We start from the raw sequence: 11,896 nt of genomic DNA, 5'->3' as shown, positions 1-11,896 counted from the left end.
TTAAGATGGCCCCATCTTTGTTCTTACATGTTTCTTCAGCCAAGGTGCCCACCGTGAGCGCGAACAACCCTCTTCTGCAGTCCTACGACCTGCCGCCGTTCTCGGCGATCCGTGCCGAGCACGTACAGCCGGCCATCGAACAGATCCTCGCCGACAACCGCGTCGCCATCGAAGGCATCCTGCAAAGCCAGGGTAAACATCCGACCTGGGCCGGGCTGGTCCTGGCCATGGACGAACTCAATGACCGCCTGGGTGCTGCGTGGAGCCCGGTCAGCCACCTGAATGCCGTGTGCAACAGCGCCGAACTGCGCGAAGCCTACGAGGCTTGCTTGCCGGCACTGAGCGCCTACTCCACCGAGATGGGCCAGAACCGTGAACTGTTCCAGGCGTTCGAAGCCCTGGCCAACAGCCCGGAAGCCGCCGGCTTCGACGTGGCGCAAAAAACCATTCTGGAACACTCCCTGCGGGACTTCCGTCTGTCGGGTATCGATTTGCCGCCTGAGCAGCAAAAGCGTTATGCCGAAGTGCAGAGCAAGCTTTCCGAGTTGGGCAGCAAATTTTCCAACCAATTGCTCGACGCCACCCAGGCCTGGACCAAGCACGTCACCGACGAAGCGACCCTCGCCGGCCTGACCGATTCGGCCAAGGCGCAAATGGCGGCCGCTGCCCAGGCCAAAGGCCTCGACGGCTGGCTGATCACCCTGGAATTCCCAAGCTACTACGCGGTGATGACCTACGCTCACGACCGCGCCCTGCGTGAAGAAATCTACGCGGCCTACTGCACCCGTGCGTCGGACCAAGGCCCGAATGCCGGTCAGAACGATAACGGCCCGGTCATGGAACAGCTCCTTGACCTGCGTCAGGAACTGGCGCAACTGCTGGGCTTCGCCTCGTTCTCCGAACTGAGCCTGGCCACCAAAATGGCCGAGTCCAGCGACCAAGTGCTGAGCTTCCTGCGGGACCTGGCCAAGCGCAGCAAGCCGTTCGCCACCCAGGACCTGCAACAGCTCAAGGCCTATGCCGCCGAACAAGGCTGCCCGGACCTGCAAAGCTGGGACAGCGGCTTCTACGGCGAAAAACTGCGTGAACAGCGTTACAGCGTTTCCCAGGAAGCCCTGCGCGCCTACTTCCCGATCGACAAGGTGCTCGGCGGCCTGTTCGCCATCGTGCAGCGCCTGTACGGCATCGAAATCGCCGAGCAGAAAGGCTTCGACACCTGGCACCCGGACGTGCGCCTGTTCGAAATCAAGGAAAACGGCCAGCACGTCGGCCGCTTCTTCTTCGACCTGTACGCCCGCGCCAACAAGCGTGGTGGTGCCTGGATGGACGGCGCCCGTGACCGTCGCCGTACCGTTGATGGCGTGCTGCAAAGCCCGGTGGCCAACCTGGTGTGCAACTTCACCCCGGCCGACAGCGGCAAGCCAGCCCTGCTGACTCACGATGAAGTGACCACACTGTTCCACGAATTCGGCCACGGCCTGCATCACCTGTTGACCCGTGTCGACCATGCTGGCGTGTCTGGCATCAACGGCGTGGCCTGGGATGCGGTGGAGTTGCCGAGCCAGTTCATGGAGAACTGGTGCTGGGAGCCGGAAGGCCTGGCGCTGATTTCCGGTCACTACGAAACCGGTGAGCCGCTGCCTCAGGACCTGCTGGAAAAGATGCTCGCGGCGAAGAATTTCCAGTCTGGCCTGATGATGGTTCGCCAGTTGGAGTTCTCGCTGTTTGACTTCGAGCTGCACGCCACCCACGGCGATGGCCGCAGTGTGCTGCAGGTGCTTGAAGGCGTGCGTGACGAGGTGTCGGTGATGCGTCCGCCGGCCTACAACCGCTTCCCCAACAGCTTCGCGCATATCTTTGCCGGCGGTTACGCGGCGGGTTACTACAGCTACAAGTGGGCCGAAGTGCTGTCGGCGGATGCCTTCTCCAAGTTCGAAGAAGACGGCGTGCTCAATGCCGAGACTGGCCGCGCGTTCCGCGAGGCGATCCTGGCCCGGGGCGGTTCCCAGGCACCGATGGTGCTGTTCGTCGACTTCCGCGGACGTGCGCCGTCGATTGACGCACTCTTGCGCCACAGCGGCCTGAGTGAGGACGCGGCAGCATGAGCGAAGCGCCTGTGAAAACCAAAAAACGCTTTATCGCCGGGGCCGTCTGCCCGGCGTGCAGCGAGCCGGACAAGTTGATGATGTGGAGTGAAGACGATGTGCCGCATCGCGAGTGTGTGGCCTGCGGCTATTCCGACACGCTGAATGAACAAGGTCTGTCGGTACCCAAGGAATTGGGTACGCGGGTCAATACATCGGCGTTGAAAGCACCGGATCCCAAGGTGCAGGCGGTGCAGTTCTTCCCCAACCCGAAGCTGAAAAAAGACTGACCGGCATGCGCTCCCTGAGTCGATGGCTCAGGGCGCGACCACCCAGGATGTTTTTTCCTGGGCAGGGTCTGTGGCGTTGTCCGCGGTATTCAGCCAGCTTTTCATCGAGCACAGCGCAAAAGCGCTGGTGCTGCATTCACCGCTGGCCAGTGCCGTGCGTAACTTGTCGACATCGGCCTTCATCATGTAGCGAACGCCGGCTTTGAAACCACTGCTGGCGCCAAATCCGCCCAGGGTCATTTCGTTCAGCGCGTCTTCCTTGCTCCATCCCTGAATCACCACCCGATACATCGCCGCCATCAGGCCCGTGCGGTCGGAGCCGTGTTTGCAGTGCATCAGCACCGGGCCATTGGCTTCGGCGTCTTGAATGGCCCGCAGCGCCGCGAGCACATCGGCGTCGTCGACATGGTTGGTGCGATAAGGCAATTGCACCTGGTTGATGCCGGGTGATTTCAGCCAGCTGGCATCGGACTCGGGCAGAAAGTTGATCACCGTTCCGATCTTGAGTTTTTCCAGTACAGGAACAGCACCGCTATTTGGCAGCGCGCTGCGATAGAGCGTGGGCGTCATCTGATACAGGTTGTATTGATCGCCCACCGGCTGAGCCCATTCCAATGAACGCATGGGCGTGAGTTCTTCGGCTTGGGCAGGGGCAGTTGTGAACAGCGCCATGAACACGAAGCTGAGAGCAGGCAGCAATTGATTCTTGAACATGCGCGATGTAACCGAATAGGGAGAGGGCTGATAGGGCCAAGATTCGCTTACAGGGGGTCAATGCCGTGTGAGGTGCTCGTCAAAGAATCGTGAATAAGCCGGCTACCGGTGTGTTTTTTCCTGCTGAATCGATTTTCATCGATCCTTAGCCTGCTATCATTTGTAACTATTGATTACTACTGTGTTCTATCCCTTTGGGTCCTTTGGATCCCATTTGCTGCCAAAACTATAAGTCGCTCCTTGAAGCGGCTGATAAACCCGTGACCACATGATGAGGTGCCACCATGTCTGATCAAGATCAAGACAACCCCCGGCGTGAGTTTTTGCGCAAATCCTTGACCTTGATCCCCGTGGTCACTGTCGCCAGCACGGGCCTGGGCGGTTCGATGCTGATGGCGGTTCCCGAGCCGGCTCAAGCCAGCCCCGAAAAGGCGCCTGCCAGCAGCAAGGCCTATGAGCCGAGCTATTTCACTGCCGAGGAATGGGCGTTTATCAACGCGGCCGTTGCCCGCTTGATCCCGGCGGACGACCAAGGCCCAGGCGCCCTGGAAGCCGGCGCGCCGGAATACATCGACCGTCAGATGAACACCCCATACGCGGCTGGCGCCCTCTGGTTTATGCAAGGCCCGTTCAATGCCGACGCGCCGCCTGAAATGGGCTGGCAGAGCAAGTTGGTGCCCAAAGAGATCTACCGCCTGGGCATTGCTGCCACGGATGCCTGGTCGAAAGCGATGAACGGTAAGCTATTTGCTGAGCAAGACAGCGCTACCCAGGAAAAATTGTTGCAACGACTGGAGGCTGGTGACGCGCAGTTCGACAGCGTACCGCCGAAGATTTTCTTCAATCTGTTGCTGCAAAACACCAAGGAAGGGTTCTTCTGCGACCCGGTCCACGGTGGCAACAAAGGCATGGTCGGCTGGACCATGATCGGCTTCCCCGGCGCCCGCGCCGATTTCATGGATTGGGTTGAACGCAACGAGCAATACCCCTTCCCGGCTGTATCGATCCGTGGCGAGAGGGCATAAACGTGGCGACCATCATGAAGAAAGTGGATGCAGTGATCGTCGGCTTCGGCTGGACCGGCGCGATCATGGCCAAGGAGCTGACGGAAGCGGGCCTCAACGTGGTAGCGCTGGAGCGCGGCCCGATGCAGGACACCTACCCGGACGGCAACTATCCCCAGGTCATCGACGAACTGACCTACAGCGTGCGCAAGAAACTCTTTCAGGACATCTCCAAGGAAACCGTGACCATTCGCCATAGCGTGAATGACGTGGCGATGCCCAACCGACAACTGGGCGCCTTCCTGCCTGGCAATGGTGTCGGCGGTGCCGGCCTGCACTGGTCCGGCGTGCACTTTCGGGTGGACCCGATCGAGTTGCGCATGCGCAGCCATTACGAAGAGCGTTACGGGAAAAACTTCATTCCCAAGGACATGACCATCCAGGATTTCGGTGTCAGCTATGAAGAGCTGGAGCCATTTTTCGACTATGCCGAGAAAGTCTTCGGCACCTCCGGGCAAGCCTGGACGGTGAAGGGCCAGTTGGTAGGCGAAGGCAAGGGCGGCAACCCTTATGCGCCGGATCGCTCCAATCACTTCCCGCTGGAATCGCAGAAGAACACCGTCTCCGCACAGCTGTTCCAGAAGGCCGCCACGTCCGTGGGCTATAAACCCTACAACCTGCCTTCCGCGAATACGTCGGGGCCGTACACCAACCCTTACGGCGCCCAGATGGGCCCGTGCAACTTCTGCGGCTTCTGCAGCGGTTATGTCTGCTACATGTATTCCAAGGCTTCGCCGAACGTGAACATCCTGCCGGCATTGCGCCTGGAGCCCAAGTTCGAACTGCGGCCCAATTCCCACGTACTGAAGGTCAACCTCGACAGCACCAAGCGCAAGGCGACCGGCGTGACGTATGTCGACGCCCAAGGTCGGGAATGTGAGCAGCCGGCGGATCTGGTGATTCTCGGTTCCTTCCAGTTCAACAACGTGCGCCTGATGCTGCTGTCGGGCATTGGCAAACCCTACGACCCGATCTCCGGCGAGGGTGTGGTGGGCCGAAACTTCGCCTATCAGAACATGGCCACCATCAAGGCGTTCTTTGACAAGGACGTGCACACCAACAACTTTATCGGTGCCGGCGGCAATGGCGTGGCGGTCGATGACTTCAACGCCGACAACTTCGACCACGGGCCTCACGGCTTTGTGGGCGGCTCGCCGATGTGGGTCAACCAGGCGGGCAGTCGGCCGATTGCCGGTACCTCCAACCCGCCGGGCACGCCGGCCTGGGGCAGCGCGTGGAAGCGCGCCACGGCTGATTACTACACCCACCAGGTGTCGATGGATGCTCACGGCGCCCATCAATCCTACCGTGGCAACTACCTCGATCTGGACCCGGTTTACCGCGATGCCTATGGCATGCCGCTGCTGCGCATGACCTTCGATTGGCAGGAAAACGACATCAAGATGAACCGCTTCATGGTCGACAAAATGAGCAAGATCGCCGAAGCGATGAACCCCAAGGCGATTGCCTTGCTGGGCAAAAAGGTGGGCGAGCACTTCAACACCGCCTCTTACCAGACCACCCACCTCAATGGTGGCGCGATCATGGGCACCGACCCGAAAACCAGTGCCTTGAACCGCTACTTGCAGTGCTGGGACGTACACAACGTGTTTGTCCCGGGCGCTTCCGCGTTCCCACAAGGCTTGGGCTACAACCCTACGGGCCTGGTGGCGGCGTTGACCTACTGGTCGGCGCGGGCGATTCGCGAGCAGTACCTGAAAAACCCCGGCCCACTGGTTCAGGCATAAGGAGCGATGACCATGAAAGCATTTGTGATTGCCTCCTTCGCCTTGATCAGCAGCTGCTCGGTGAGTGCGGCGGAAACCGATCTGGTAAAACAGGGTGAATACCTGGCGCGCGCCGGTGACTGCGTGGCCTGCCACACCGCCAAGGGCGGCAAGCCGTTCGCCGGCGGCCTGCCGATGGAAACCCCGATCGGCACCATCTACTCCACCAACATCACCCCGGATAAAACCGGCCTGGGCGACTACAGCTTCGAAGACTTCGACCAGGCCGTGCGTCATGGCGTCGCCAAGAACGGCAGTACCCTTTACCCGGCGATGCCCTACCCGTCTTACGCGCGCGTCAGCGAAAGCGACATGCACGCGCTGTACGCGTACTTCATGAAGGGCGTGGAGCCGGTGGCGCAAGCGAACAAGGACAGCGACATTCCCTGGCCGTTGAGCATGCGCTGGCCGTTGGCCGGTTGGCGCTGGATGTTCGCGCCCAAGGTTGAGGACTATCAGGCTCAGGCGGGCGCAGACCCCGTGATCAGCCGTGGCGCGTATCTGGTGGAAGGCCTCGGCCACTGTGGTGCTTGCCACACGCCACGGGCGCTGACCATGCAGGAAAAATCCCTGAGTGCGTCGGACGGCAGCGCCTTCTTGTCCGGCAGTGCACCGCTGGAAGGTTGGATCGCCAAAAGCCTGCGCGGTGATCACAAGGACGGCCTGGGCAGTTGGAGCGAGGAACAGCTGGTGCAATTCCTCAAGACCGGTCGCAGTGATCGCAGTGCGGTGTTTGGCGGCATGAGCGACGTTGTGGTCCACAGCATGCAGTACATGTCGCAAGATGACCTGACGGCTATCGCCCGCTATCTCAAGAGCCTGCCGGCGGTGGATCCCAAGGATCAGCCGCACCAGTACGACAAGCAGGTCGCCGACGCGCTGTGGAAAGGCGATGACAGCAAGCCCGGGGCATCGGTGTATATCGACAACTGCGCGGCGTGCCACCGCACTGATGGCCATGGCTACACCCGGGTATTCCCGGCGTTGGCGGGCAACCCGGTGTTGCAGACGGCGGATGCCACCTCGTTGATCAACATTGTGTTGAACGGCGGTACGTTGCCGGCGACCCACACCGCGCCTTCGACCTTCACCATGCCGGCGTTCGCCTGGCGTTTGTCGGATCAGGAAGTGGCGGATGTCGTCAGTTTCGTGCGCGGCAGTTGGGGTAACAAAGGCGAGCCGGTGAAAGCCAGTGACGTGGCGAACCTGCGCAAAAATGATATGCGGACCACTTCCGGCGATGATCTTGGCCAGGTGACCTCCAAACATTGATTGGAGGTTGACCGCCCAACGGCACTGGTCAGAAACCCCGCGCCTCTATACTGTATAAAAAAACAGTATAGAGGCGCTTTCATGTCCACTCCTCTGCCGCCTCGCGGGCGCGGCACGGCCACCAACCTGCACAACCGTTTTGCGCCTACCGTCAGCGTGGCGGAAGACGACGGCTGGTATCAGGAAGTGCCACAGACCCAGGGCACCGAAGTCCGTATCGAAACCGCGAAAACCATCATCACCCGCAACAGCTCGCCGGATATCCCGTTTGATCGGGCGATCAATCCGTATCGCGGCTGCGAGCATGGCTGTATCTACTGCTATGCGCGGCCCAGCCATGCGTATTGGGACCTGTCGCCGGGGCTGGATTTCGAAACCAAGCTGATCGCCAAGACCAACGCCGCCGATGTACTGGAGCAGCAACTGTCAAAACCGGGCTATACCTGCGCGCCGATCAACCTGGGCTCCAATACCGACCCGTACCAGCCTATCGAACGCGAGTACAAGATCACCCGCCAAACCCTCGAAGTGCTGCTGCGCTATCGGCACCCGGTGACGATCATCACCAAGGGTTCGCTGATCCTGCGGGACCTCGACCTGCTGACCGAGCTGGCGCAACAGCAGCTGGTGGCGGTGATGATCAGCCTCACCAGCCTGGACGACGAGCTCAAGCGCATCCTGGAACCGCGTACGGCTGCGCCCAAGGCGCGGCTGAGGGCGATTCGGGTGATGCGTGAGGCGGGAATTCCGGTAGGTGTGTTGTGTTCACCGATGATTCCGATGATCAACGACAGCGAGCTGGAAAGTTTGCTGACCGAGGCGCATGCCGCTGGCGCACAAAGTGCGGCCTACATGATGCTGCGCCTGCCCCTGGAGGTTGCGCCGCTATTTGAAGAATGGCTGGCGGCCCACTATCCGCAGCGCGCGGCCCATGTGATGAGCCTGGTGCGGCAGGTGCGCGGTGGTGAGGTCTATGACAGTCGCTTCGGGGTACGCATGCGTGGCGAAGGGCCGTTTGCCGATTTGCTGGCGCAACGTTTCGCCAAGGCGATCAAACGATTGGGGCTCAACCGGCGGGAAGGGTTTAATCTGGATTGCACCGCGTTTTGCCCACCGGGCAGGCAGATGGCATTGTTGTAAACTGCTGGGTAAGGTGCGCGGCCTTGTAGGAATAGTCGCGTTTTGATATCACTGAAAGCCCCGATCTAGAGCGGTTCATTCAGTTTGAGTTAAGTTTCGGCGGGTACCTTGTTTATCGAGTGACTAATGAGTCGGCGCTTCGGTTTGGGCGCCAGCCGCACTGGAAAACGCCCCTGCTCCAACCAAGAGGATGAATCATGAGTGACAAGGATAAACAGCCGTTGGCTGCGTCGGCTTCAGCCCCTCACGAGGCGGAGTCCGCCGATGCAGCGCTGCAGCACATCGTTGAAGGCTTTTTGCATTTCCATAACGAGATCTTTCCACAGCAGGAAGAACTCTTCAAAAAACTCGCCACGGCCCAGAGCCCACGAGCGATGTTCATTACCTGCGCAGATTCGCGCATCGTTCCCGAACTGATCACCCAGAGTTCCCCGGGGGATTTGTTTGTGACCCGCAACGTCGGCAACGTCGTGCCGCCTTATGGGCAGATGAACGGCGGTGTTTCCACGGCCATCGAGTACGCGGTACTGGCCCTCGGCGTGCAGCACATCATCATTTGCGGCCACTCCGACTGCGGCGCCATGCGCGCAGTGCTCAACCCTCAAAGTCTGGAAAAAATGCCCACGGTCAAAGCCTGGCTGCGTCACGCCGAGGTCGCCAAGACCATGGTCCAGGACAACTGTGACTGCGCCAACGAACACGAAAGCATGCATGTGCTGACCGAAGAAAACGTGATCGCCCAGTTGCAACACTTGCGCACGCACCCGTCGGTGGCCTCGCGCATGGCCAACGGGCATCTGTTTATCCATGGCTGGGTCTACGACATCGAGACCAGCGAGATCAGGGCCTACGATGCGGATCAGTCGGCGTTCCTGCCGTTGAACGGTACCCAGCCGATCCCATCCGCGACGCCTAAAGCGCGCTTCTAAAACAATCCCCTGTCGGGTAACGCGATGGCTGCCATTCGAGCAGCCAGGCGTTGCCACGCCCGGCAAATGCCTCGGGAGAGTCATCATGCGTGCTGCTCAATTAAAAGCTGTGCTGCCACGGGAGCTGCTGGCCTCCGTGGTTGTGTTTCTGGTTGCCCTGCCACTGTGCATGGGGATCGCAATTGCGTCAGGAATGCCGCCTGCCAAAGGCCTGATCACCGGGATCATCGGTGGGCTTGTGGTGGGCTGGCTGGCGGGGTCGCCGCTGCAAGTCAGCGGCCCGGCTGCCGGCTTGGCGGTGCTGGTGTTCGAATTGGTGCGCCAGCATGGCATGGCTATGCTTGGGCCGATCCTGTTGCTGGCGGGCTTCCTGCAGTTGGTGGCCGGGCGCTTGCGCCTGGGCTGCTGGTTTCGTGTTACGGCACCTGCAGTGGTCTACGGGATGCTGGCGGGGATCGGGGTGCTGATTGTCCTGTCGCAGGTCCATGTGATGCTCGACGGTGTGCCAAAACCCTCCGGGCTGGATAACCTCGCCGCCTTTCCCGCCGCGTTGATTCAGGCGATTCCTGCACTGGGCGGCGGGCTTGGCTGGCAGGCGGGCCTGCTAGGGCTGTCGACGATTCTGGTGATGTGGCTGTGGGACAAGTTCCGTCCGCAAAAGCTGCGTTTCGTCCCCGGCGCCTTGCTTGGCGTAGGATTGGCGACAGTCACCAGCCTGGTGCTGGCGTTGCAGGTCAAGCGTGTGGAAGTGCCGGAAAACCTGGCGGACGCCATCGACTGGCTGCGCCCCAGCGACCTGTTGAACCTGGCGGATCCCAATCTGTTGATCGCCGCGTTCGCCGTCGCCTTTATCGCCAGCGCTGAAACGCTGCTTTCGGCAGCAGCCGTTGATCGTATGCACAGTGGCCAACGTTCCGATTTCGACAAGGAATTGTCGGCGCAAGGCGTGGGCAACATGTTGTGCGGTCTGGTCGGCGCCCTGCCGATGACCGGTGTGATCGTACGCAGTTCGGCCAACGTCCAGGCCGGTGCCACCACGCGCTTGTCGGCGATGTTCCATGGTTTGTGGCTACTGGCGTTCGTGCTGTTGCTGTCCAGTGTGCTGCAAAGCATTCCGGTGGCGAGCCTGGCGGGTGTGCTGGTGTACACCGGGATCAAGCTGGTGGACATGAAGGCGTTTCGTGGCTTGGCGCGTTACGGGCGGATGCCGATGTTTACCTACGCAGCGACGGCCCTGGCGATCATCTTTACCGACTTGTTGACGGGGGTGCTGGTGGGCTTCGGGCTGACCCTGGTCAAGCTGGCGTTCAAGGCTTCACGCCTGAAAATCAGCCTGGTGGACCTGCCGCAGGAGGGCGAGATGGAGTTGCGATTGACGGGGACTGGGACCTTTCTCAAGGTGCCTGCGTTGACTCAGGTGTTGTCGACGGTACCCGCCGGGACCACCTTGCATGTGCCACTCAATAACCTGAGTTACATCGACCACTCCTGCCTTGAGCTATTGGAGGAATGGGGTCGGGCCAATGCGGCCAAGGGCTCGAAGCTGATGATCGAGGCGCGGGGGTTGAAGCGCAGGTTGGAAGGACGGGTAAGAACCACGACCGGAATAGGCTCGGCGCCGTCTGTTGGCTGACGAAACCGGATCAAAAATGTGGGAGCGGGCTTGCTCGCGAAGGCGGAGTGTCAGTCACTGAATGTGTTTCTGATACACCGCTTTCGCGAGCAAGCCCGCTCCCACATTGGATCTTTGCAAGCGGGCAAATCTAAGCTGGCTGGTCCAGCTCAAGGCCCACACCCAACTGCCGCGACAGGCACGGCCAGCGCTTCCATGCCGCTTCCGTGTCCGGGCTCTTGAGCTTGTCGCGGTACGTCTCGACCGACTCCAGCGCAAAGCTCTCTTCGTTAAGCATCTCATCCACCGCGTGGTGCACCGCTTCATCCAACTGATTGGCAAAGGTCTCGCCGATCAATTGGTGAGCAATCACGTTCGCCACAGTGGTATCCAGCGGAATCAACGGCTGGCCGAAGTGCTTGATATACAGATCGTTGACCTCTTCCACCAGGCGATGAGCCAGGTAGGCCTCGTCCAGCAAACCGTCCAGGCCTTCATGCCCGGCCAGGATCGCTGGCGGTTGCAGGAAGAAATGCTCGGCGATTTTCAGCACCGGTTTGATCTGGCTCTCAATACCGGCTTCGCGGGCGACATCATTGGCTGCGTCCAGCAGATCCGGGACCTGGTCGATGTAGGCGCTGACAAAACGCGTCATCACGCCCTTGGCGTCGACGTCAGGCAGGGCAATCGCCGGGTGCAGGTGCGGTAACTGGACTTCCAGCTGCTGAGCAAGCTGGCCAGTGCTGGATTCGTGTTGATGGGCACGGGAAATCTGCTCGCGCAATGCGGCGGTGTTCATGAAAGCTCCAGTGATGCAGGCGTAGGAAATAGGGAGAGCATAAGGTAGCTCGTTTGTACGAGCACCTAAGACGTATTTGTCATAATTATTTCATGGTTATGCGCTGTCGTTATATCAAATTGCCAGCGTTCGTCGGATAACTCGCGCCACCGGTCCTGTTGTGTGGTCGCTTCACCCATTTTCGTTCATTTGCCCGATCACATTG

General features: G+C 60.3%; 10 protein-coding genes. 8 read left to right on the top strand and 2 right to left on the bottom strand.

Going from position 1 to position 11,896, the window contains the following annotated elements; translation table 11 throughout:
• Positions 1–53: 53 nt before the first annotated feature.
• Positions 54–2,105: an oligopeptidase A gene (gene prlC, locus ACUN0G_RS12750; protein WP_445573583.1), complete on the top strand. Its 2,052-nt coding sequence runs from the start codon at positions 54–56 to the stop codon at positions 2,103–2,105.
• On the top strand, positions 2,102–2,374 hold the full coding sequence (locus tag ACUN0G_RS12745; protein WP_003214872.1) for a YheV family putative zinc ribbon protein: 273 nt from the start codon (positions 2,102–2,104) through the stop codon (positions 2,372–2,374). Before prlC ends, ACUN0G_RS12745 begins: the two co-directional genes overlap by 4 nt.
• A gap of 27 nt (positions 2,375–2,401) precedes the next feature.
• Here the strand turns inward: ACUN0G_RS12745 and ACUN0G_RS12740 are convergent, their stop codons facing one another.
• A complete protein-coding gene (locus ACUN0G_RS12740) occupies positions 2,402–3,088 on the bottom strand; it encodes a dual specificity protein phosphatase family protein (RefSeq protein WP_445573582.1) in 687 nt (228 codons plus the stop codon).
• Positions 3,089–3,372: 284 nt separating this feature from the next.
• Here ACUN0G_RS12740 and ACUN0G_RS12735 point away from each other — a divergent pair, with 284 nt between their 5' ends.
• From ACUN0G_RS12735 to ACUN0G_RS12710, 6 genes are all read left to right on the top strand, one after another.
• Positions 3,373–4,113, top strand: a complete 741-nt coding sequence (locus ACUN0G_RS12735) for a gluconate 2-dehydrogenase subunit 3 family protein (RefSeq protein ID WP_445573581.1) — start codon at positions 3,373–3,375, stop codon at positions 4,111–4,113.
• A gap of 2 nt (positions 4,114–4,115) precedes the next feature.
• Positions 4,116–5,900, top strand: coding sequence for a GMC family oxidoreductase (locus ACUN0G_RS12730; RefSeq protein ID WP_445573580.1), 1,785 nt, complete (start codon positions 4,116–4,118; stop codon positions 5,898–5,900).
• A gap of 12 nt (positions 5,901–5,912) precedes the next feature.
• Positions 5,913–7,211 carry a c-type cytochrome gene (locus tag ACUN0G_RS12725; RefSeq protein ID WP_445573579.1) on the top strand — a complete coding sequence of 433 codons (1,299 nt, stop codon included), beginning with the start codon at positions 5,913–5,915 and terminating at the stop codon, positions 7,209–7,211.
• 81 nt (positions 7,212–7,292) lie between these two features.
• The gene (locus ACUN0G_RS12720; RefSeq protein WP_445573578.1) at positions 7,293–8,351 is read left to right on the top strand and encodes a PA0069 family radical SAM protein; all 1,059 of its coding nucleotides are present in this window, start codon (positions 7,293–7,295) and stop codon (positions 8,349–8,351) included.
• A 197-nt stretch (positions 8,352–8,548) separates the two neighbouring features.
• A complete protein-coding gene (locus ACUN0G_RS12715) occupies positions 8,549–9,280 on the top strand; it encodes a carbonic anhydrase (RefSeq protein ID WP_258342996.1) in 732 nt (243 codons plus the stop codon).
• Between the two features lie 85 nt (positions 9,281–9,365).
• Positions 9,366–10,913, top strand: a complete 1,548-nt coding sequence (locus tag ACUN0G_RS12710) for a SulP family inorganic anion transporter (protein WP_445573577.1) — start codon at positions 9,366–9,368, stop codon at positions 10,911–10,913.
• A gap of 130 nt (positions 10,914–11,043) precedes the next feature.
• Here ACUN0G_RS12710 and ACUN0G_RS12705 read toward each other — a convergent pair whose 3' ends face one another.
• Entirely contained in the window at positions 11,044–11,691 is a 648-nt protein-coding gene (locus tag ACUN0G_RS12705) for a hypothetical protein (RefSeq protein WP_258342999.1), read from the bottom strand.
• Between the last annotated feature and the right edge of the window lie 205 nt (positions 11,692–11,896).

It is taken from the genome of Pseudomonas sp. 32A (genome assembly GCF_052682255.1).
The sequence above is the reverse complement of the archived record's forward strand: the minus strand, read 5'-3'. Positions and strand labels throughout refer to the sequence as shown.

What these genes read in the sequence shown, in the direction of transcription:
- ACUN0G_RS12745 (WP_003214872.1), top strand. Translation starts at nt 2,102, where the DNA reads ATGAGCGAAGCGCCTGTGAAAACCAAAAAACGCTTTATCGCCGGGGCC.
- ACUN0G_RS12740 (WP_445573582.1), bottom strand. Translation starts at nt 3,088, where the DNA reads ATGTTCAAGAATCAATTGCTGCCTGCTCTCAGCTTCGTGTTCATGGCG.
- ACUN0G_RS12735 (WP_445573581.1), top strand. Translation starts at nt 3,373, where the DNA reads ATGTCTGATCAAGATCAAGACAACCCCCGGCGTGAGTTTTTGCGCAAA.
- ACUN0G_RS12725 (WP_445573579.1), top strand. Translation starts at nt 5,913, where the DNA reads ATGAAAGCATTTGTGATTGCCTCCTTCGCCTTGATCAGCAGCTGCTCG.
- ACUN0G_RS12720 (WP_445573578.1), top strand. Translation starts at nt 7,293, where the DNA reads ATGTCCACTCCTCTGCCGCCTCGCGGGCGCGGCACGGCCACCAACCTG.
- ACUN0G_RS12715 (WP_258342996.1), top strand. Translation starts at nt 8,549, where the DNA reads ATGAGTGACAAGGATAAACAGCCGTTGGCTGCGTCGGCTTCAGCCCCT.
- ACUN0G_RS12710 (WP_445573577.1), top strand. Translation starts at nt 9,366, where the DNA reads ATGCGTGCTGCTCAATTAAAAGCTGTGCTGCCACGGGAGCTGCTGGCC.
- ACUN0G_RS12705 (WP_258342999.1), bottom strand. Translation starts at nt 11,691, where the DNA reads ATGAACACCGCCGCATTGCGCGAGCAGATTTCCCGTGCCCATCAACAC.